Genomic DNA, 22,088 nt, shown 5'->3' with positions numbered 1-22,088 from the left:
CTGGCAGATTTCCAGAATGGATTCTTACAGTCCTTTTCTTTAAAGTAATCTCACATAACCTGGATATGCTCCTGCAGCTTATCCGTACGCAGCCCCCGACCGCGCCCCCTCCATGTCACAAATTCGCCCCGTCCCTCGTTCTATGGTCGACTAGCAAAACGAGGAGGCCATCGGCATGAAGGAACTCGGAACGAAGGAGCTTCGCTGCGTGATCGTCGGCGGAGGGTATGCGGGCATTCAGGCCGCCAGAGAGCTGGCGCGAACGTTCCGCAAGGAAGAGGCGGGCGCGATGCGGCTGCGGCTTGCGCTGATCGACTCGCGGCCGTATCATCTGAGGAAGGTATGGCTGTTCAAGCCGGCAGCGGAGGAAGCGGCCGACATCACCTGCGGCTGGGATCGCTTGCTGCCGGAAGGCGCGGAATTCATTCAGGGGACGGTGGCGACGATTGCCGCCAAGGAGCGCCAGTTGGTCTACGCCGACACCGAGGGGCGCGAGCGGACGCTCGCTTACGATATTCTGGTCGTAGCCGCGGGCAGCGTGGCTCGGCTGCCGGAGCCGGAGCAGGGCGGCATCGCGCTGGCCGGACCGGATGCGGCGAACCGCATCCGGGAAGCGTGGCAGGCCAACCTGCGGCTGGCCTCGCAGACGGCCGATCCGGCGAAGCGGAAGCGGCTGCTCTCCGTTGCAGTTGCGGGAGCGGGCATCAGCGGAATGGAGACGGCTGCCGAGTTGGCCCACGCGATGCGGAAGGAAGCGGAGCGGACGGGCGGGATTGCCCATGGCGAGACGGCCGTCTATCTGCTTGACGCAAGGGAGCGGCTGTTCCCGGAAGGGCCGGAAGTGCTCGGGCGCAAGCTGGAGCGTGTACTGGCGAGCGGCGGCGTGACAACGCTTCACGGCGCGAAGGCGCTTAAGGAGGCGGAAGGGACTGTCACGCTGGCGGATGGACGTACGATCGGCGCCGGGCTGTGTGTCTGGACGCTCGGCCTCGTGCCGAACCCGGCCCTGCGCGGGTTCGGGCTGCCGCTCGACAGCGGCGGGCAAGTGCTGGTGGACGAGTGCTACCGGGTGCGGGGAGCGGACGGGATCTATGCCATCGGGGATTGCGCCCGCATCGTCGATCCGGCGGACGGCCGCGCCGATGGGATGACCTGCAAGGAAGGAATCGCGCAGGCGGTGCGGCTCGCCCGAATTGTCGCGGCCGATCTGGCAGGCAAGCCGGCTCCTTCTCACCGTCGGTTTATGGACTTTTATTGCTTCGGCCTGGGGCCGGGAAGGGGAATGGCATGGATGCGACACTGGGGCATCGACATCGTTATCGGGGGCAAGCTCGGCTGGAAGCTCCGGCAATATGCGTGGAGCTTGGCCGAATTCTCCCGTTGATGGCCGGGAAGACGGTTGCCGGAACGACGGTTGCCGGGACGAGGAGGCGGAAGCGGGCATGAAGGAGCTGTTCGAGCAATACCGGAGGCTGCTGTTCACGCTCGCCTATCAATTGACCGGCTCGGCGGCCGATGCCGAGGACGTCGTTCAGGATGTGTTCGTCAAGGCGCACGGGATCGCCCCGGAGCGGCTCGCAGAGCCGAAGGCATACCTGTGCAAAATGGTGACCAACCGCTGCCTCGATCTGCACCGTTCGGCAAGGAAGCGGCGGGAGAGCTACTTCGGCACCTGGCTGCCGGAGCCGATTCTCGTCTCCGAGGACGAAGCGTTCGAGTCGGTCATTACGCGCAGCCTGCTGTCTTACGCGATGCTCGTGCTGCTCGAACGGCTCTCCCCCGCCGAACGCGCCGTATTCGTGCTGCGCGAAGCGCTCGCCCTGCCGTTCGCCGACATCGCGCTGCTTCTGGACAAGAGCGAGGCCGCTTGTCGGAAGCTGATGAGCCGGGCCCGGGCGAGGATGGGCATCGCCCCGGACGAAGCCGTCCGCACGGAAGAGGCGGACGAGGCGTGGCTGCAAGCGTTCCTGGCGGAGCTGGCCAGCGGGAACGCGGAGAATGTCGCCCGCCTGCTCGCGCCGGACATCGCCATTATCTCCGACGGAGGAGGCAAGGCGAGCGCCGCCGTCCGCCCGATCGAGACGCCGGAGCGGGCAGCGGCGTTCCTGCTCGGGCTTGCGGGCAAGGCTGCGCGCGATCCGTCGGCATCGCGGATCGAGCTCGCGGCGGTGAACGGCCAGATCGGCGTTCTTGTTCGCTCGGACGACGGCCTCGACACCGTTGTCCTCCCGCATGCGGAGAACGGCCTCGCGAAGCGGTTCTACTTCATTCGCAATCCTGACAAGCTCGCTCCCATTGCAGCCGGGCTTCGTTGACGCGAAGCGGCCCCGGCGCTTGCGAAGACAGCAAGACGGAAGCGCCTCGCTCCTTCCTTATGGAAGAGAGTCCGAGGCGCTTCTGTCATTATTCGTTCAAATAAGTGTCGACCCGGCTCGCAACGGCCTTCGCGACCGCATCCGCCGACTTGCTTCCGGAGAAGTAAGCCGCCGTCTCCTCCGTCACGATGCCGATCACCTTGTCGTCCTTGCGATTGTAACGGCCGACGGAAGGAAGCAGTGCCAGCGCCTCCTCGATTTGCTCGTCGGTAATGGCCGTCACCGGAGAAGGTTCGCCGCCTTCGCTCTTGATCATGATCTTGGCGCGGCCGCTCTGCAGCTCTTCGGCGAACCGCTCCAGCCTTGTCTTCGCAGCCTCCTGGTGCACGGGGAACCCTTGCAGCGACGGGGACGATTGAATATCCGCGGAGAGCAGGAACTTGACGAACTCCCAAGCGGCGTCCTTGACCTTCGACTTGTCGTTAAGCGCGAATGCCAGATCGGAGGTGAACTCCAGGCCTTCGTCCGTGCCCGACCCGGGAATGCCCAGAACCGCGCTCTCTCCATCCTGAAGCCGATTGGGGAGCATCGCCAATTCCATCGGCTGCGAGATAGTAGACGTCTCGAACACCGGCCCTCCCTGGCCCATTCTATCGGTCGAAGCCGCACCGCTGTCGTAGAGCTGCTTCACTTGCTCCAGATAGCCCCGGAACGCTTCTTCGTCGAACTTGTAGCCTTTGCCGGCCTCGGCAACGAGCTTCCCGTATACCGATTCCGTCAAATAACCGATCAAGTCCGTCGGCTCGATCCCGATCAGCGCCTGTCGATTCTTCCCGTCCGCTCCGGTCTCTCCGGCGATCTTCGCGCACAGAGCGATGAACTGCTCCCATGTCCACGTCTTGTCGTCGGCACCGCCCGCCTGCTCGATTGCCGCCGCATCTCCGATCAGCGCGCGGATCGAATAATCGACCGGAATCGCATACCATAAGTCGCCGTCGGTTATTCCTCTCAGGACACGCTCGTAGTAGTCGTCCGTCTTGAACGCGGAATCCTTGCCCGCAAGCTCGCTCCAATCCGCGAACATGCCCTTGTCCAGATAACGGTCGACCGGAAGATAACCGACGGAGATCAAGTCCGCGGCTTTGCCGGACATGAGGGCGGTCCCGATGGAGTTGACGTATTTATCGATGTCCTCCTGCGCCGGCCCCTCATCGCCCGGCCCTCGCATAATCATCATCTGGTTCCCACTCGTATCCGTCGGCACCGTCTCCTGAATCTGAATGTCGATATCCGGATGCGCCTGCTCGAACTTCGCTGCGGCATCTTCAAGGAAGCGATCCTCCGTGAACACCGCCACCGTTACGACCTCCTTGCCTCCGGAATCGGAATTCGCGGCCGCCGATGGGGAGGCTTCCTCCGAACCCTCGTTCTTGTCGGAGCTGCACGCCGCAAGCGTGATGGCCAGCAGCAGCGCCGAAGCCGCGGCAGCGGTCCCTCTCCTAGACATTGACGTTGTTCTCATAACAAACATACCTCCTCGTTAATGTGGAATGCAGGAATGGGAAAATATGAAAATGCGAAATGTCGAAACGGTTGAGAGCGGCGATGGCGGAATGCGGCAATCAGTCCAATCGGACGCGGTCGCCGTCGCCGAGCGGTTCGCTTGAGTCCGTGACGACTCGCGAATCGGGCAGCAGCCCGTCCAGAATGACGATGACGCCGTCGTTCTCATCGCCGGCATCGACGTAGGTCTTCGTTGCGAAGTAGGTCGAGCCGAGCGGTCCTTCTTTGGTCGATACGGTGAACACGAACGTGCCGCTGCTGTCGGAATGCAGCGAATCCGACGAGATCTGAAGGCCGGGCCTCGGGCTCTCCTGGTCGATGGAGACGGTCGCCTTCATGCCCGGCTTGAGCTCGGCTCCGCTCACGTCGATCGTAATCGTCTTCGTCCCCGAGTTGCCTCCGCCGCCTGACGCTTGGCTCTGTGCATCCTCAATGCTGGCGATCGTCCCTTCCAGGTAGCGGACCTTCGGTTCGTCGACCTTCACCTTCACCGCTCTTCCGACCTCCAATGCGGAAGCGGAGTCGCCCTCGGCGGTAATCTCCACTTGATAGCCCGAGGCATCGCTCGCTATCGTAACCGCCTGCTGCGCTGCGGACACCTGGATTCCCTCTTCCGCGGACAGCGCAACGACGATGCCGTCGAACGGCGCGCGAAGCACCGTGCCATCCCGGATCTGCTTCTCCAGATCTTCGATATTGCGCTGCGCGATGAGCATGTCCAGCTTCTTCACTTCAATATCGCGCTTCTGCCTGGCGATGGCTTCCTGATCGTCTTCGCGCAGCAGCGGCTTGATAGCCTCCTGGAGCTGGTCAAGCTGGAGCTGCGCCTGGCTGTAGCGCGTTCTCGCATCCTCCAGCGTCCGCTCCGTCTCGGAAGGATCGAAGGTGATCAGCGGATCTCCCTGACCGACCCGATCCCCCTTCTTGACGTGCACCTCGGCCACCGTCCAATTCCCTTTCGGCATGAGCGGCGCCGTGTAGGCCGGCTGCAGATAGCCGTCTTCCGAGATGCTCAGGTCGAGACTTCCCATCGTCGGCGACTCCACCGCAACCTTCGGCAGCGACATGCTCTGAATCGTGCTCGACAGGAACGTGAACAGCAGCAGAACTCCGACGAACGTCCCGATGGCCCATCGCAGCGCTTTTTTGCTCCGAATGATTGTTCTCCCCTCCTCTCCTGCAGGAATGATGGCGAATGCGCCGGCTTAGCCCTTGATCCCGGACCGCTGGATTCCCTCTACCAGATACTCCTCTCCGTACAGGAACAGCAGCACGATCGGCGTCATGTACAGGACGGAGGCGGCGAATGCCACTCCGCGTTCTCCTTCCGTGATCCGGGCCAGATAGACGGACAGCGGCTGCCGGAACGGTTCGGTCAGGAACAGCAGCGGCTGCTCGACCATGTTCCAGTTGTCCGCGAAGGCCAGCAGCAACAGAGCCATCATTCCCGGCTTCAGCAGCGGCAGCATAATATGGCGGAAAATCCGGAAGTGGCCGGCGCCGTCCATTCGTGCAGCTTCCAGGTACGCATCGGGCACGCCCGCCGCGAATTGCCGCATCAGGAATACGCCGAACGCCGCGAAGATGCCGGGCCACACGATCGCTCCGTACGAATTCAGCAGACCGAGCTTGTCGGCCACGATGTAATTGGGAACAAGCGTGACCTGGAACGGCATCATCATCGTGAGCAGGTAGAGGAAGAATAGCCTGTCCCTGCCCGGCAGCCTCAGCTTGGCGAACGCGTAGGCGGCCAGCGTCCCGATCGCCGTCTGGCCGATCAGAATCGGCAGCGTCAGACGAACGGAGTTCCAGAACAGATTCAGGAACTTCGACTGGTAGATAAGCAAGTCGCCGAACGGCCGCAGCGTTGCCCGCTCCGGCACGAAGCGGATCGATACCCGCTCCGTCGGCATCGCCGCGGCTTCCTCCCCGCCGGACGAGCTGCCGGCCAGCGCTCCGAAGTGATGAGCGATCTCCCTCTCCGACATGAAGGCGTTCGTCACGGTCAGAACGACCGGGAACAACGAGACGGCGGCCAGCAGGACAAGCAGCGGCAGCTTGACGGCGACGACGAGGCGCCCGGTTGCGAACCTCCTCATTCCGAAGCCTCCCTTGCCCGGCTTTCCGCCCGGAACAACCCCGCCACGGCCAAGCCGATCACAAGAGCGAGCAGCACCGCGGCCGACGTCAGCTTCGGGTAGTCCAGGCTCTGAAACTGATTGTTCATGAAGTGCTGAAGCGTGTAGATCGAATCGTTCGGATAAGCCCCCGCAACCATGTACGTCTCCCGGAAAATCTTAAAGGACCCCACGACCGACATAACGACGGCGAAGAAGGACACCGGCGCCAGCCCCGGCCAGACGATCGACCGGAATCTCCGCCACGGTCCGGCTCCGTCGATGGATGCCGCCTCGAGCTGCTCCGCGGGAATATTCCCGAGCCCGGCCAGGAAGAGCACCAGGTTGTAGCCGATGTTTTTCCAGATATACACGACCGTCATAACCGCGAACGCCCAGCGGGTGTTCATCCAGTCCGTCGGCTCCGTCCCCCAGCTCGCAGCGGCGGCATTGATCGCGCCGTTCCAGTGGAACAGCGCCTGCCAGACAAGCGCGATCGACGCCGCGGGAACAACGAGCGGCAGCAGGAACATCGTCCGGAACAATCTGCGCAGCGGCATCGCCCTGTTCAGCAACAGCGCCAGGCCAAGCGATGAGGCGAACAGCGCCGGTACGCTGACGGCAGCGAATGCGAGGGAATTGACGAACGCCTTGCGGAACGAAGCGCTGGCCCAGAGCAACCGATAGTTGTCCAGCCCGACGAATCGACCCTGGATCGGCGTGTCCAACAAGGAATAGTAGACGGTCGCTCCGAACGGAATCAAGTAGAATAGCAAGAAGCCGGCAAGGCTTGGCCCCAGGAACGCCAGCACGGCGACGGCCTCCCGTGCGATTGGGGCGCGATATCTTGGCAAGCGTCCTCCTCCTCTCCAAGTTGCGGACGACAATCATCATAGACCGGCAATGTGACAAGCGTGTGACAGCGCCCGGCGTGACAGAAGCGCGATCCGACCGTTACAATGAGGCTAACAAGAAGTGTTCGGGCATAGGGAGTACGCGAAGGAATTGAAGGGGGAAAAAGCCGTTGAAGAGCACGGTGCTTATTGTAGAGGACGAACGGAAGCTGCGGGAGCTGGTTGCCGATTACCTGGAAGCCGAAGGGCTCGCCTGGATCGAAGCGGCCAACGGAGACGACGCGGTTGCGCTCTTCCGGGAAGCTGCTCCCGATCTGGTCGTTCTCGACATTCTGATGCCGGGGCTGGACGGCTACGACGTCTGCGAGGAGATTCGCAAGCTGTCGGACGTTCCGATCCTGTTCCTGACGGCCAAGAGCGAAGAAGAGGACGAGCTGCTCGGCTACGATCTCGGAGCCGACGATTACATGACCAAGCCGTTCAGTCCCAAGGTGCTGGCGGCCAAAGTCAAGGCCCTGCTTCGGCGTTACGAATCGGCCAAGCTGGAGCGCGCGGAAGCCGAAGGGAAGCAGATCGACCTCGGCGCCGTCCGCATCGACGCGATCAGCCGGGAGGCGTCGCTTGACGGGGAATCGCTGGCGCTTACGCCCAAGGAATTCGATCTGCTCCTGTACTTCGTCAGCCACCGGAACATCGTGCTCAGCAGAGACCGGCTTCTTGAGCATGTATGGGGCTTCGATTACGACGGCGACGAGCGGACCGTCGACAGCTACGTTCGCCGGCTGCGCCGGAAGCTCGGCTCCCGTGCGGAATGGATCGCTACGCTGCGGGGCAACGGCTACCGGTTCAAGGTGACGCCATGATTCCCTGGCATCGTTCGATTGCGTTCCGGCTGTTCGCGGTCACCTTCCTCGTCTTCCTCCTGTTCGTCGGCCTGTTGCTTGTCGTGCTCGGAGGCACCTTCTCCTCCTTCTACGAGCAGCGCCAGAAGACCGATATTGTGGACAGGCTCAAGCAGATCGCCAAGACGTACGGCTCCGTCGACGAAGGCAATGTCGATAGCGACCGGCAATTCTCTCGTTTTGTCCCGCTGTTCGAGAACGACTACTTCGCGAAGATAGCCCAGATTACGATCGAGGATGGCCAGATCACCCGGGTGCTCATGAGCGGCAGCGGCGGCGGTCAGCAGCGCGACGAGTTGTCGCTCCATGCCGACGTGTCGAACAATCCCGAGATGATCGTCGTACCCGACCTCGGGATCGCGTCGGAGATGAACAGCATGCTGCAATCCGTGCAGGAATGGATGCGGAACGGCAAGACGTTCCAGGATGTGATGGCGCTGCGAACGACGATCTCCTACATGGAGCCTACTGCCCTGGGCTCGGCCAGCGCTTCCTCGAAGCAGCTCATCGCCATCAGCCCGCTCTCGACCGACGGCAAGCGCAGCGGAGTGGTGATCTTCGCCGTCTCCTCGCTCCAGCCGGTCACCCATGCGGCCCGCGTATTCAAGGACTTGTCCCTGTACGTATTCGGCGCCGCTCTCGTATTCGTGCTGCTGCTGGCCGTCGGATACGCGCGAATCGTCACCAAGCCGCTCATTCGTCTGAATACGCTGGCCGGCCGTCTTGCCGACCTCGACTTCAGCGCCCGCGCCCGTTGGAAGCGCAAGGACGAGATCGGCGCTCTGGCCGGCAACCTGGATTTTCTGGCGGATAATCTGCAGTCGACCCTCGCGGAATTGCGCACCGCCAACGAGAAGCTCCGCGAGGACATCGAGCGCGAGAAGCGGCTCGAGCGAATGCGGCGGCAGTTCATTGCGGGCGTGTCCCACGAGCTGAAGACGCCGCTCAGCCTGATCGGAGGATACGCGGAAGGGCTCAAGGACAACATCGGCAGCGGGGTCAAGCGGGAGAAGTACGCCGAGGTCATTCTGGACGAGACCCGCCGGATGTCCGCCATTGTCAGCGACATGCTCGACTTGTCCCATCTCGAATCGGGCCAATATTCCCTGAAGCTGGAGAAGGTCGGCCTCGCGGAGCTTCTGGGGGAAGCCGCCGGTCTCGCGGAAGCGCTTGGCGAAGAGAAGTCGCTCGTGGTCGCCGCTGACGTGCCGGCAGGACGATCCGGCGAGGAGCGATCCGGCGGCGAGGCCGCAGCGATCGGGGATCGGCTCCGCATCGGCCAGGTGCTGACGAATCTCGTCACGAATGCGGTGAGGCACGCTCCGGAGGGCGGCAGCATCCGTCTGACTGTGACCGCGGACGGGGACCAATGGCTGGTCGAAGTGTACAATGACGGAGAACCGATTCCGCCGGACGAGCTGCCGCGCATATGGGGACACTTCTACCGAATCGACAAAGCGCGCAGCCGGGAGAGCGGGGGCACCGGCATCGGACTCGCCATCGCCCGCCAGATTCTCACTCTGCACGGAAGCCGCTTCGGCGTTCGCAACGAGTCGGGCGGCGTCACATTCGGCTTCACCTTGCGCTCGGCCGCACGCGCGAGTGGCAAATAGCGCAGCCGGCCCCCCGTGCGATACTTTTTGTGTGAAATTTCGCCTACATTCGTAGCTCCGGCTCCGTACGGACGGCTTCGTTTCGACGGTCGGTTGGCAGCTTACCCGTACATCACCGCTGCATTGCCAACCTCCTCCAATAAGACGCGAAGAAGGCGGCTCAGGGATTTTATGTCCCCGATGCCGCCTCTCGCCTCTTCGCTTACTTCGTCGTCTTGTACCACTCGTTCACTTCTTGCGTCATCGCGTCGCCGCCGGAGGACTTCCAGTCGGAGACGAACTTGTCGAACGCAGAGGAGTCCTTCTTGCCGTAGATGATCTGGTTAAACGTCTCCAGCTCGATCTTCTTCAGGTAATCCTGCTTGGACTGCATGGTCGGCGTTGCCGGCCCCGTGAACATGTCGGTGAACGAGATGTCCGGCTGCGACAGCAGTACCTTCGCGGCGGCCGGCGTCTCCGGCCCGTAGTTGTTCTTGACTTCCTTCTCCAGGCGAGTCGTTGCTTCCTTGCCGTCAGCCAGGTTAAGCAGCGCCTTCATCTGCGCGTCCGGAATGCGGGCGCCGTCCTTCACGAGCCAGTAGCGGTTGATGTTCACTTCGCCGCCCGGAATCTGGTCGATGTACAGCGCGTTGCCGTTCGCATCAAGGTCGTAGTCGTAGCCCTTGAATACGCCGACATCCCACTGGCTTCCTGCGGCCGGATCGGCCAGGTTGTCGAACAGGTAGTTCTGGTACGTGAACAGCGCTTCCGGATACTTGAAGTCCTTGTTGATGAGCGTGACGCCGCTTGTGAAGTTCGTGCCGTGGCGCCCTGCCTTGCCGTCCGGTCCGGTCGGGATCGCGTAAGGCTTCCACACTGCGGTCGGAACGTTCTTCGCGGTGTCCAGCAGCGGCCAGCCGCTCATCCAGTACGGTCCCGGAATGATGCCCGCCGTGCCCGCGACCGCCGGCTCCGCCGTCTTGTTCTCGTCCCACAGCGCCGCTTCGCTTGGAATGTAGCCCTTGTCGCGCCAGTCCTTAAGCTTCTCAAGCGCCTGCTTCGCGCCGGAGTTGATCGAGCCCCACTCCAGATTGCCGTCGGCTCCGACGTTCCACTGACCCGGAATTGTGCCGTAGGCGCCGAATACCCAAGACGGATCGCCCATCCAAGTGTTCATCGTTGTCTTGAACCCGATCGACAGCGGCGTCACCTTATCCGGCGAGAGGCCGTCCGGGTTCCGGTTCTTGAACGCGTCCATGATCTTCTCGAGATCGTCCATCGTCTTCGGCCCTTCCAGGCCGAGCTTATCGAGCCAGTCCTGGCGAATCCAGAGCAAATAGTCGTGGTTGTAAGCGTAGTCGAGCACCGGAATGCCCATCTTCTTGCCGTCGCGAACGTAAGGGTTCCATACGTTCGGGTCGAGTTCCATCGCAGCCTTCCACTTGTCGTTCGCATACTCGTCGAACAGCGAGCCGACCTCGCGGAATGCGCCGGTATCGATCAGGTCCTGCGCGAGCTGATCGTAGTCCCCGCCGCTGCCGATCGTAATGACATCGGGCAGCTTCTGATTGGACGACATCGCGAGGCGGACCTTCGTGACGAACGCGTTGTTCGAGTCCGTCACCGACCAGAGCGAGTCGATCTTGATGCCAAGCGTATCAAGCGCCCACTTCGTCGCGACGTTGTTCTCGATGCTCTCGCCATTCTTGAACTTCAGAGCGGGATCGACGCCCCATACCGTCGTAAGAGTTACGGGAGGATCGTATTTGTCCTTGTAAGGGCTCTCCGAGGCGGCAGGCGCCGATTCGGAAGCGGCAGGGCTGGCGACGGAAGAGGAAGAGCCCGCGGAGCTGGACGGGCTCGCGTTGCCGCCGTTATTGTTGTTGCCCGAGCAAGCCGAGAGTCCTGCGGCGGCCAGCAGGACGGCCGTTGCCGTGAGCAAGGTTTTGGGTGCGGTCGCTTTCATGTGTATCCCCCTAATCTAGGTTTGGCTTCCTATGGATAATTATAGGGGCGCCCCCTCCGGGAACCTATGACATTAATAGAAGATTTCTGCACCTTTGCTAACTAATGCAACCGCCTTGTTGTGCTGCGGAGCGGCGAAACTGGGCGAAGCGTCGGAATGAAGCGGCAGGACGAAGCAGCAGGACACAGCGGCGGGTCAGCGGCGCAAGTCATTAAAGAAGCTCGCCCCTGTTCGTCCCTGTCCTCCCCGTTCGCGCCAGACATCCCCCTACCCGTCCCGGTACTCGTTGGGGGTCATGCCGTATTGCTTCTTGAACATTTTGCTGAAGTATTGCGGGTTCTGATAGCCAAGCTCTGTCGTGATCTCGTAGATCTTCTTGTTCGTATGCTTCAGGAGATAGAGCGCCTTCTCCATCCGAATCCGGATGATATAGTCCCCGAGACTCTCGCCCGTCTCGTTCTTGTATACCTTGGACAGGTAGACCGGGTGCAGGTAGACTTTCTCCGCGATCGTCTTCACCGAGGTGTCCATCCCGATGTCCCGCGTCACGAACTCCTGGACCTGCTTGATGAGGTGCCCGCGAGCATATTGGTCCGTGTCGGACAGCCGGAGCTTCAGCTTCTCGAGCAGCGTAAGCGCCCACCGGCGAAGCCGCTCCGGGGAATGGATGAGGCTCTGGTCGACAAGCGTGTCGAAGCCCTCCGCATGAATCTCCTCCGCGAGCACCCCTTGGCGGTGCGCGAGGTACAAGTAGGCGTTGGCGATGCTTAAGTACACCTCGTACAGGTGCTCCCGGGTCACCGAAGCCTTCTCAAGCTCAAGGAAGCCGAACACCTCCCCGATCTTGTCGCCGGTTCCCTGCCACTGCTTCGATTCGAGCAGATGAATGAGCGTCGGCGGCCGGTAAAGCGCCTCGATCGAACGAACCGACGCCCTCTCGAGCGGATAATCCTCCTGGAAAAGCACCTGAGTCCGGGCCCCCGTCCCCCCGTGCCGGAACAAGGTTCCGAGCGCGCCGCGATACGCAGCGGACAGGCCCTCCGGGAACTCGAACCAGGGAGACAGGACGCCCGAGAGCTCCCCCTTCAGATAAGTCCGCACCTGCCGGCCTACCTCGGAGGCCAGCCTCCCCATCTCCTCCCGAAGCGGGCGCGGCGCGCTGCCGAGCGGGCCGTTCGGGTTCATCGCGACGAGCAGCACGAGGCAATCGTGCGGCGCCTTGCCGAACCAGACCCGATAGGCGTCTCCCATCACCTCCTGGGCGATATTGCCGACCGCGTACTCCATCAGCGACAGCGACTGCTTGTCGTATTCGTCGAACCGTCCGCCGAGGCGAACGAGCATCATCAGAGCGGGCGCGTCCGGGGAGAACGGAATGTCGTATTGGCGCAGCTTGCCCTCGAGAACCCCGCGCGACATCGCGCGGCCGAGCAGCAGGTCGCCCATCAGCCGCTCCTTCAGGACGGCCTCGTCCGACTTCCGATCGTAGAGCAGCTTATGATAGCGGTCCGCCTGCTCCCATTCGTCCTGAAGCGAATCGATCTCCGCCATCAGGCTCTTCATGAACTCCTCGTCGTCGACCGGCTTGAGAATGTATGCCGCAACCTGAAGCTGGATCGCCTTCTTGGCGTACTCGAAGTCGGAATGGCCGGTCAGCAGCATCCGCCGCACATGCGGCCAGCGCTCCGCCACCGCGCGCGACAGCTCGAGGCCGTCCATCTCCGGCATCCGAATGTCGGTGACCAGAATGTCCACCGCCTGCGACTCCAGGATGCCTATCGCCTCCGCCGCGGAGGACGCAGTATGAACGCCGCTGACGTTCAGCGAATCCCACGGAATCGTCTTCTTCAGGCTCTCGGTAACGTACGACTCGTCGTCCACAAGCAGAACCTCGATCATGCCGTCCCCTCCATCTCCGCAGCTCCCAGCGCGCCTGACCTCCCCGCCATTCCCGCCGTTCCCCCCATGCCTACCTGAGGCTTCGCCGGCCAGAACAATGCCACCTCAAGGCCTCCGGGCTCCGAGCTCGCAATCGTCATGCCGGCCTCTTCGCCGTAGCGAAGCAGCAGCCGCTGGTTGACGTTCCACAGCCCGCAGCCCATGCTCTCGTCCATCGGACGCTGCAGCTTCTCCCGCAGCGAGCGCAGCGCCGGCTCCGTCATCCCCTTGCCGTTGTCCGTGACCCGAATGCGCACGAAGCCGCCTTCCTCGGCAACGGTCAGCCGAATCGCGGCCTCCCCCGCCTTCTCCTCGACCCCATGCTTCACCGCATTCTCGACGAGCGGCTGCACGAGCAGCGGCGGAATCTCCAGATGGCGAAGCCATGAAGGCAGCTCGACCTCGAAGGTCAGCCGGCTCATTCTCAGACGCTGAATCTCAAGATAACTCGTGACGAAGTCGAGCTCCTCCGACAGCTTCACGAAGTCGCGCTCCTGCCGGGTCGTATAGCGATAATAGCTCGACAGGTTCTGCGACATCGCGACGATCGCCTTGTAGTTCTCCAGCTTCGCCATGCTCGAGATGAACGAGAAGCAGTTATAGAAGAAGTGCGGATTGATCTGGGATTGCAGTTGCTTGAGCTTCGCCTCTCTCACGTGGATTTTCTCCATATAGACCTTGTCGAACAGCTCTTGAATCTGCTCCACCATCGAATTGAACCGCATGAAAACATAGCTGAATTCCCCGTTGCCCTTCGGCACCAGCCGCACGGAATAGTCCTCCTGCTTCAACCGCTGGAAGCTTTGAACGAGCTTCTTCATCGGAATCTGCACCTGCGCATAGAGCAGGTAGGCGAGCACGCAGCCCATGACGAGGAGCGACGCGACAGCGCAATAGAACAGGACGTTCGACTTCACGATCGGCCCGACGACATCGGAGTAAGGGATATAGTCGATCAAGTACCACTGCGTCGTGTCCGACCACATCGTGTTGACGAGGTACTTCTTGCCTTCGAGCGAGAGCGTCTGGTTGCTGGCGTGCATCAGGCTCTTCCGCTCGAGCATCGCCACCAATTCCTTGGCCAGCGTCCGGTCCGCCGAGCTGTTGTAGATCAGGCCGACGCCCTCCTTGTAGAAGAACGGGTCGCGGCGGCTGTCGCTCTTGAAGTTGTCCAGCATGCCGACGATGTTTTTGCTGTCGAAGCGGACCTCGATGATAAGGTTCGCCTTGTCCGGATTATTGAACGCACTGAAGGGGGAGGTCGTGAGCAGAGAGAATTCGTACTCGCCCTCGATTCCGGAACCGGAAGGCTTCACCTGCCAGCCCATCTTCATCCGCCGCTTCAACTCCGCATCGTCGTACCGCACCGCATCGTTGTCCGTCACGACCCTCTCCAGCTTGGGGGAGTAGATGTAGAGCGAGCTTTTCCAATTGATGGAACTCTGCTGCGTACTGAGCTTCTGCTGAATTCGCTTCACGAGCGTAATCGCTTCCAAGTCCAGATAAGGACCGATCGGCGCAGGCGAATCGCGCAGCTCCGAGATGTCCGGGTCGTGGATGAGCAGGTTCGGCCAGTAGGAGATGGAGTCGATGTTCGCATTCACCTGAGATTGGAAAAAATCCAATTTGCTCGTATTCGACCTATCGAGCTCGTCCCGAAGCACCTCCGTGCTGGTCCGGTTGGATAAATAGTAGAGAGCGGCGATCGGAATCAGCATGGCAATCAAGATGATGGCGATCTTCCGGAACAGATTGATTCTGGGCAAGGTAACCCCTCCCGTATCGGCCGCACGGCCGGAATGCCAGAGACAACAAAGGAGCCGTCCTCGCGCAGAGAACGACTCCTTGGCCTGTCGTCAACCTTCATTGTAGTAGAGATTAGGGCCCGGTACCAGTGGGAAAATCGCAAGATTTACGCACTTATGGCAATCTTCCGGAAGGTCGGCAGCCGCATTCGCTTCTCCGGCCATCCCGCCCGCACCCTACTCCTCTTGCTCTCCGTAGCGGCCGTCGACTTCCTTGGCCATCTTCCGATAGAGCGCCGTCTCCTCGGCGACCGGGTCCCGCTCCGACTGAATGCGAACCTCCCACTTCGGAGGCAGCTTCTCCACCGCTTCCTCCTCCGCATCGCGAGCTTCCATGTCGCCTTCCGTCAAGCGGCGCGCCAGCTCCAGCTCCGCCTCCGAGGCCGCGCGTTCCTCTTCGCGACCGTCCTTCGTCTTCTCAGTGTCCATTCGTTCCGCCTCCTTGACGACTAGGATAAGCCAATCCCGGATCGATCATGCGACCGGATCGGCCTTAGCTGCGAGCGAGCGCCTCGCGAAGCTCCTCTTGAATGTGCCCGTTGCTCGCGAGCACGTCGCGGACGCCGAGATGGTACGATCCGCCCGCCTGGTCGCCGACGACGCCGCCCGCTTCCTCGACCAGCAGCGAACCCGCCGCCAGATCCCAGGAGTTCAGACCGACCTCCCAGAAGCCGCTCAGCCGGCCGGCCGCGACGTATGCCATGTGCAGAGCCGCCGAACCGGCGATTCTCAGGTTGCGCACCTGCGGAGCAAGCGCCTGAATCTGCCGCAGATTCCTCGGAAGCGCATCCTCATGGTCCGCCGGCAGCCCCGTCGCAACAAGACTCTGGCGCAGCGCGCCTTCCTCGGACACGCTCATCCGCTTGCCGTGCACGTACGCTCCCTTGCCCCTCTCCGCGACGAACAGCTCGTCTCGCGACGGATCGTAGACGACTCCGACGATGACCTGTCCCCGGTATGCCAGCGCAATCGACACCGAGAAGAACGGGAAGCCGTGAACGTAATTCGTCGTGCCGTCGATCGGATCGACGATCCACAAATACTCCGCGTCGCTCACTCGCTCCAGCGCCAGTGCGGACGCCTCCGGCCCCGGCTCGACGCCTTCTTCCCCCAGGAACGAATGCGTCGGGAAGTGCGTTCCGATCAGATTGCGGATCAGCCGCTCCGAGCCCTTGTCCACTTCGGTGACGAGGTCGTGCATCGAATACTTCAGATCCGGTTCCGCGAACCGCCCGATGCGGCTCTTGATCCACTCGCCCGCCTTCGAAGCGCAGTTGACCGCGACGGCGGTGAAGCTTTTGCTGCCGATTACCGTGTCCCTGTCCTCCATGTTCCATCCTTCTTTCCGCTTGTTATTATCGTGAATCCGTACGGAACGATTCCGGCGAATAAGTTCCAAGTCGACCGATAGCGTATCCTTGCCAATATGCCAAGCCTTCCTCTTATTCTACGTGAGGCGGCTTCCAATGTTCCGGCGAATCTAGCGGTTCGATAGTTTAACAATTCCTTCGACGATCAGATAGATCGCCATAACGAGCAGCGTCGCCCGAAGCAGCAGCATAAGCTGCTTGCCCGTCATCCGCGAGGCGATTGCCGCCCCGACCCTTCCGCCGATCAGGGCTCCGGGCAGAAGCGCCAGGAACAGCCAGCCGTCGATATTGCCGTTCCACAGATGGACACCGCTTCCAAGCACCGACGAGAGCAGGATGACGAACATTGACGTCGCTGTCGCCACGTGTGGAGGGAAGCGGAACAGCAGCACCATGATCGGCACGAAGAGCGAACCTCCGCCGATTCCGAACAGCCCGGAGGCCAGTCCGACCCCGGCTCCGACGATCAGTGCAACCGGCAAGCTGTAGCCATACTCGTACGTATGGCCAGCCCCGTCCGTGAACGTCCGGCGGATCGACCATTCCCTGTCGATCGGCTTCAGCCGCTCCTTGGCGAGCATCAGCCCGAACATCACGAGCATGAACAGCCCGAAGGCAAGCTGGAACGGAGCTTCCGGGATATGATTCGTCGCCTGGGCTCCCGCCATGGAAGCGATGCCGCTTGTCGCGAAGAACAGCCAGCCGGTGCGCACGTCCACCTTGCCCTGCTTCTTGTACGTCCACGTCGACGACAGCGCGGTGAAGATCAGCACGGCGAGCGAAGTTCCGACCGCTACCTGCGAGGAGATATCCGCGCCGAACAAGCTCGGCCCAAGCAGCAGCAGACACGGCACAATGATGATCCCGCCGCCGAAGCCGACGAGGCTCCCGAATATAGCCGCGGCGGCCCCGATAAGCAACAATGCCAGCCAAGCCAACTTCTCATCACGTTCCTTCTTTATCGTCCATAACCTTATTGGATTGGTGCATAACGGTATTTATATAATGATGGATGGCGCAATAACGTTTACGCTTCCAATTGTACCAGATTAGGAGGGGGATTGCTTCCCGGAAATGCGAAGATACACCGTCTTGCCCTATTTTGGACGGGAGTGTGGGAGCAACCCGGAGCAAGCTGGAGGGAGCCAGAGGGAGCCGGAGGGAGCCGGAGTAGGTTGAGAGCCAGTTGGGAATAAGCTGAGATCACGTTGAGAGCAAATTGGAGAGTATGTTGAGAGCACGTTGGGAGCACGTTGGGAGCACGTTGGGAGTACGGTGGGAGTACGGTGGGAGTACGTTGGGAGCACGTTGGGAGCACGTTGGGAGTACGGTGGGAGTACGGTGGGAGTACGTTGGGAGCACGTTGGGAGCACGTTGGAGCACGTTGGAGCACGTTGGAGCACGTTGGGAGCACGTTGGGAGCACGTTGGGAGCAAGTTTAGCCAGGCTCCGAGCAACGAGAGGGGAGTTCCGCTCCTTGACTTAAGTCAAGAGAGCGGCGCAATCTCGACGCTTCCTCCGTCCAATACGCGAACCGGGCCGCCGGAGCGCTGCACCTCGCGAAGATCGTCCATCAGCTTAAGGAGCGCTCCATCCTTCTTCTTCGCCTCGATCATAACATCGAGCGCCGGCGTGTCGTTCGCGATGGCTGTCAGGAAGCTCAGCAGCGGCTGCAGGTCCACATAGTCGGCATGGCTTCTCGGGTCGGTCGCGCTCTTCGGGCTGGAGACATGGATCTTGGGCGGAAGCGAATGCTCGCCCGCCTCTTCCGGGCTGAAGCGGCGCCACGTCCGGCAGATTCGCGGCCATAACGACTCGGGAGGCTCGCCCGCATTGTTCACCTGATGATGGTGAATGTCGAGCACCATCGGCGCGCCGGCCTCCTCGCTGATCTCCAGCGTCTCCGCTGCGTTGAACGTCTTGTCGTCGTTCTCCAGCGTAATCCGGCGACGAAGCCGCTCCGGCATCGAAGCGAAGTTGCGCAGGAATCGCTGCCCCGCCGACGGCTTATCCCCGTAGCTTCCTCCGACATGAATGTTGCATAGGGCGCGATCGTCCAGCCCCATCAGCTCAAGCTGGCGCACGTGGTGCTCGAGATCGCGCACCGACTTCTCCAGCACTTCCTCGCGAGGCGTGCTCAGCACGGTAAAGTGGTCGGGGTGGAAGCTCAGCCTCATGCCGTTCTCCTTGGCGAACCGCCCGACCTCCGCGAACGCGGGTGCCAGCGGCTCGTAGGGCGACCAATCGGCCAGCGCTTCGTGCGTCGCGAGCGGAATCAGCTTCGAGGTGAGCCGGTACACCTTCACGTCCATGTACTTGCAATGCTTCAGCAGCCGGAGCGTGTTGCGCAAGTTCTCCTCGGCCAGAAGCTCCAAACGACGAAGCCCCGCCTCGCGGTCGTCGAGTTTGGCGAAGTTCGCCATCGTCATCGTCCGGGACGGGGATGCGTTCTCAAGCTGGGTGGACATCGCGACAAAACCGAATCGTACGAGCATAAGCAACCTCCCGGTTACGCCTCCGCAGGCAGGAACTTGTTGCCTAGAGTCTGCCCCGATTCGCGGAACTCATCCGTTCTCCTGCTCGCCGAAGAACATCTCGTGCGCAAGCGCGGTCTGAACGCGGGCTTCTTCCTCCGTCAAGCGGCGAACCAGCTCCATCTCCACCTGGGTCACTTCTTCCCCCTGGAAGTTGATCTCCGCGATCGAAGCGAGAATCTTGACGATGGCCACCGCCTGGTTGTCCGGCGTATACGCGATAACCTTCTGGCCCGTCGGGAAGACGCGGAAGCTTTTCTTTACCATTTTCCCCCGGCCGTATTCGAGAAGCTCGTACAGCTCCTGCTCGGACTTAAACTTGCACACGCTATTGAATTCGGTCTGGAATCCCATACTATTCGTTCCCTCCGTTCGGCTTCTGGTTTGTTGCTATTATATACGAGGCGGCAGAGGGATGGGAAGGGCAGGCCGCTCGTAACCGTATCTGCTCATATTGTAAGGTCTGCCCCGTGCAGCGAGCGAATTCAGCGGTCGCCGCGCCAATTTTATGCTAAATTTCACATTCGCACCCTCGAATCGCGGCCCATTTACACGATTTTATGTGAAATTTCACATACATGGCTCCGGTTAAACGAATTTCGGTCGAATGAATGTGATTTTTCATATTCATTGTCCCAATTCGACCACCTTGCGCCACTTTTTATGTGAAATTTCGCATTCATTTGGCCATAGGGGTGGGCCGTTTGAGCCGCTCCGTTGGCGCTCTTATGCGAAATTACGAATTCGTTGCTCCGAACCCGCACCGTACATAGGCGGGCAACCGGGGCAGCGAGCGAATGTGTGGTACGGAGCACCATACATCGGCGGACAACCGAGGCAGCGAGCGAATGTGTGGTACGGTGTACCGTACATCGGCGGGCGACCGGGGCAGCGAGCGAATGTGTGGTACGGTGTACCGTACATCGGCGGGCGACCGAGGCAGCGAGCGAATGTGTGGTACGGTGTACCGTACATCAGCGGACAACCGAGGCAGCGAGCGAATGTGTGGTACGGTGTACCGTACATCGGCGGACAACCGGGGCAGCGAGCGAATGTGTGGTACGGTGTACCGTACATCGGCGGGCGACCGAGGCAGCGAGCGAATGTGTGGTATGGAGCACCATACATCGGCGGGCGACCGGGGCAGCGAGCGAATGTGTGGTACGGTGTACCGTACATCGGCGGGCGACCGGGGCAGCGAGCGAATGTGTGGTACGGTGTACCGTACATCAGCGGGCGACCGGGGCAGCGAGCGAATGTGTGGTACGGTGTACCGTACATCGGCGGGCGACCGAGGCAGCGAGCGAATGTGTGGTATGGAGCACCATACATCGGCGGGCGACCGAGGCAGCGAGCGAATGTGTGGTATGGAGCACCATACATCGGCGGGCGACCGGAGCAGCGAGCGAATGTGTGGTACGGTGTACCGTACATAGGCGGGCGACCGGGGCAGCGAGTGAATGTGTGGTACGGTGGACCGTACATCGGCGGACAACCGAGGCAGCGAGCGAATGTGTGGTACGGTGTACCGTACATCAGCGGACAACCGAGGCAGCGAGCGAATGTGTGGTACGGTGTACCGTACATAGGCGGGCAACCGGGGCAGCGAGCGAATGTGTGGTACGGTGTACCGTACATCGGCGGGCGACCGGGGCAGCGACCTGAGCCACCACGCCTAAGATCCATTTCGTATCATTTACGCATCATTAAGCATTACTAAGCATTACTAGCATTACTAAGCTCGTCATGCACCACCCCACACTCCCTTCCCACGCATCCCCCGCATTATCGCGCATCCTCAGTCCCTCACGCACCCGCACGCCCGATCAGGCACCTCGCTACCCAACTAACCAACTAACCACCCCAAAAAAGCGGCAACAAGGACCAACGCCCCGCTGCCGCTTGATTCTCTTGCTTCTCATGCTCTCGACGCCAGATCAGCATCCGGACCGGGCGCTACTCTCCGCCGCCGTAGTCGATCGCTTGCTTCTCCTCGAAGCGCTCGATGGCGAGCCGGATCAGCGTGTCGAGCAGCTCTGCATACGGAAGGCCCGTCTCCTTCCACATGAGCGGGTACATGCTGAACGGCGTGAAGCCGGGCAGCGTGTTGACCTCGTTGATGAAGAGCGCGCCGTCACTGCGCCGAAGGAAAAAGTCCGCGCGGCAAAGCCCGCTCCCATCAATTGCGAGGAACGCGCGAACCGCCAGCTCGCGGATCGTCTGCGCCGTCTCCGGCGGAATCTCCGCCGGGATGACCATGACCGACTTGCCGTCGATGTACTTGGCCTTGTAGTCGTAGAACTCGTTCGAGCTCACGATCTCGCCGGGAACCGATGCCCGCGGGTCGTCGTTGCCGAGCACGCTGACCTCGATCTCGCGCGCGTCGACGAACTCCTCGATGATCACCTTGCGGTCGTACCGCAGCGCTTCCTGCACCGCCGCGATCAGTTCCTCCCGATTGCGCGCCTTGGACACGCCGACGCTCGAGCCGAGGTTCGCCGGCTTGACGAAGCACGGGTAGCCGAGCAACTCCTCGATGCCCGCCAGCTCTCCCTCCCGGTCCTTGTTCCATTGGAACCGCGTGAAGTAGCGGTAGCCGACCTGCGGCAGGCCCGCCTGGGCGAACATAGTCTTCATGGCTGCCTTATCCATGCCGACCGCAGAGGCGAGCACGCCCGCTCCGACGTAGGGAAGCCCCGCCATCTCGAACAAGCCCTGAATCGTCCCGTCTTCCCCGAACGTGCCGTGCAGGAGAGGGAACATGACGTCGATGGCGCGGTCGCCCGCCGCCGCTCCTTCCGCACTCAGCACCCGGTCGGACATCCCTTGCAGCAGAGGGGCGAGCGAAGAGCCCGTCACAACAAGCGAACTGCCGCCCGCACCCGAACCGTCCGCCGATGCCGCCGAAGCAGCCGGGAACTGAAGCTCGCTAACCGCCGAAGGAGGAGCCTGAAGCAACGGACCCGAACGCCATTGGCCCGTCTTCGTAATATAATAAGGAATAAGTTCGTACTTGTCGTAATCGAACGACTTAAGCACCGCCAGCGCGGTTTGAAGCGATACTTCGTGTTCTCCCGAGCGCCCGCCGTATACGAGACCGACGCGTACTTTATGTGCCATGGTTGTCCTCCG

General features: G+C 61.5%; 18 protein-coding genes. 5 read left to right on the top strand and 13 right to left on the bottom strand.

Annotated features, from left to right (window positions below):
- The first annotated feature begins 175 nt into the window (after window positions 1-175).
- Both E6C55_RS13495 and sigJ read left to right on the top strand, forming a co-directional pair.
- The gene (locus tag E6C55_RS13495) at window positions 176-1,384 is read left to right on the top strand and encodes an NAD(P)/FAD-dependent oxidoreductase (protein WP_136370323.1); all 1,209 of its coding nucleotides are present in this window, start codon (window positions 176-178) and stop codon (window positions 1,382-1,384) included.
- A 58-nt stretch (window positions 1,385-1,442) separates the two neighbouring features.
- Entirely contained in the window at window positions 1,443-2,315 is an 873-nt protein-coding gene (gene sigJ, locus E6C55_RS13490; protein WP_136370405.1) for an RNA polymerase sigma factor SigJ, read from the top strand.
- 88 nt (window positions 2,316-2,403) lie between these two features.
- Here sigJ and E6C55_RS13485 read toward each other — a convergent pair whose 3' ends face one another.
- From E6C55_RS13485 to E6C55_RS13470, 4 genes are all read right to left on the bottom strand, one after another.
- Window positions 2,404-3,837 (bottom strand): ABC transporter substrate-binding protein, encoded by a 1,434-nt coding sequence (locus E6C55_RS13485; RefSeq protein WP_168735628.1) that lies wholly within the window; start codon window positions 3,835-3,837, stop codon window positions 2,404-2,406.
- 100 nt (window positions 3,838-3,937) lie between these two features.
- Window positions 3,938-4,909: an efflux RND transporter periplasmic adaptor subunit gene (locus E6C55_RS13480; RefSeq protein ID WP_168735627.1), complete on the bottom strand. Its 972-nt coding sequence runs from the start codon at window positions 4,907-4,909 to the stop codon at window positions 3,938-3,940.
- Window positions 4,910-5,083: 174 nt separating this feature from the next.
- Complete coding sequence (locus tag E6C55_RS13475) at window positions 5,084-5,977, bottom strand: carbohydrate ABC transporter permease (RefSeq protein ID WP_136370320.1); 894 nt, start codon at window positions 5,975-5,977, stop codon at window positions 5,084-5,086.
- A complete protein-coding gene (locus E6C55_RS13470; RefSeq protein WP_230986675.1) occupies window positions 5,974-6,849 on the bottom strand; it encodes a carbohydrate ABC transporter permease in 876 nt (291 codons plus the stop codon). Before E6C55_RS13470 ends, E6C55_RS13475 begins: the two co-directional genes overlap by 4 nt.
- A 170-nt stretch (window positions 6,850-7,019) precedes the next feature.
- Between E6C55_RS13470 and E6C55_RS13465 the strand changes: the two genes are divergently transcribed.
- Both E6C55_RS13465 and E6C55_RS13460 read left to right on the top strand, forming a co-directional pair.
- On the top strand, window positions 7,020-7,712 hold the full coding sequence (locus E6C55_RS13465) for a response regulator transcription factor (RefSeq protein WP_136370319.1): 693 nt from the start codon (window positions 7,020-7,022) through the stop codon (window positions 7,710-7,712).
- Complete coding sequence (locus E6C55_RS13460) at window positions 7,709-9,364, top strand: sensor histidine kinase (protein WP_168735626.1); 1,656 nt, start codon at window positions 7,709-7,711, stop codon at window positions 9,362-9,364. The genes E6C55_RS13465 and E6C55_RS13460 overlap by 4 nt, the downstream gene beginning before the upstream one ends.
- A gap of 202 nt (window positions 9,365-9,566) precedes the next feature.
- Here the strand turns inward: E6C55_RS13460 and E6C55_RS13455 are convergent, their stop codons facing one another.
- From E6C55_RS13455 to E6C55_RS13420, 8 genes are all read right to left on the bottom strand, one after another.
- Complete coding sequence (locus E6C55_RS13455) at window positions 9,567-11,309, bottom strand: type 2 periplasmic-binding domain-containing protein (protein ID WP_136370317.1); 1,743 nt, start codon at window positions 11,307-11,309, stop codon at window positions 9,567-9,569.
- A gap of 267 nt (window positions 11,310-11,576) precedes the next feature.
- On the bottom strand, window positions 11,577-13,208 hold the full coding sequence (locus E6C55_RS13450) for a response regulator (protein ID WP_136370316.1): 1,632 nt from the start codon (window positions 13,206-13,208) through the stop codon (window positions 11,577-11,579).
- Entirely contained in the window at window positions 13,205-15,013 is a 1,809-nt protein-coding gene (locus E6C55_RS13445; RefSeq protein WP_136370315.1) for a sensor histidine kinase, read from the bottom strand. The genes E6C55_RS13450 and E6C55_RS13445 overlap by 4 nt, the downstream gene beginning before the upstream one ends.
- A 216-nt stretch (window positions 15,014-15,229) precedes the next feature.
- The gene (locus E6C55_RS13440; RefSeq protein WP_136370314.1) at window positions 15,230-15,481 is read right to left on the bottom strand and encodes a hypothetical protein; all 252 of its coding nucleotides are present in this window, start codon (window positions 15,479-15,481) and stop codon (window positions 15,230-15,232) included.
- A 64-nt stretch (window positions 15,482-15,545) separates the two neighbouring features.
- Window positions 15,546-16,382: an inositol monophosphatase family protein gene (locus E6C55_RS13435; protein ID WP_136370313.1), complete on the bottom strand. Its 837-nt coding sequence runs from the start codon at window positions 16,380-16,382 to the stop codon at window positions 15,546-15,548.
- A gap of 150 nt (window positions 16,383-16,532) precedes the next feature.
- Window positions 16,533-17,360 carry a sulfite exporter TauE/SafE family protein gene (locus E6C55_RS13430; protein WP_136370312.1) on the bottom strand — a complete coding sequence of 276 codons (828 nt, stop codon included), beginning with the start codon at window positions 17,358-17,360 and terminating at the stop codon, window positions 16,533-16,535.
- Window positions 17,361-17,909: 549 nt separating this feature from the next.
- Complete coding sequence (uvsE, locus tag E6C55_RS13425; protein WP_136370311.1) at window positions 17,910-18,917, bottom strand: UV DNA damage repair endonuclease UvsE; 1,008 nt, start codon at window positions 18,915-18,917, stop codon at window positions 17,910-17,912.
- 69 nt (window positions 18,918-18,986) lie between these two features.
- Window positions 18,987-19,310, bottom strand: coding sequence for a hypothetical protein (locus E6C55_RS13420; RefSeq protein WP_136370310.1), 324 nt, complete (start codon window positions 19,308-19,310; stop codon window positions 18,987-18,989).
- Between the two features lie 443 nt (window positions 19,311-19,753).
- Between E6C55_RS13420 and E6C55_RS13415 the strand changes: the two genes are divergently transcribed.
- Window positions 19,754-20,392 (top strand): hypothetical protein, encoded by a 639-nt coding sequence (locus E6C55_RS13415; protein WP_136370309.1) that lies wholly within the window; start codon window positions 19,754-19,756, stop codon window positions 20,390-20,392.
- A 520-nt stretch (window positions 20,393-20,912) separates the two neighbouring features.
- On the opposite strand, the gene E6C55_RS13410 is transcribed toward E6C55_RS13415, so the two are convergent.
- On the bottom strand, window positions 20,913-22,076 hold the full coding sequence (locus tag E6C55_RS13410; RefSeq protein ID WP_136370308.1) for a D-alanine--D-alanine ligase: 1,164 nt from the start codon (window positions 22,074-22,076) through the stop codon (window positions 20,913-20,915).
- Window positions 22,077-22,088: the final 12 nt, after the last annotated feature.

This window comes from Cohnella fermenti, assembly GCF_004801405.1.
GTDB classification, from domain to species: domain Bacteria; phylum Bacillota; class Bacilli; order Paenibacillales; family Paenibacillaceae; genus Cohnella; species Cohnella fermenti.
This window is presented reverse-complemented; position numbering and strand designations above follow the sequence as displayed.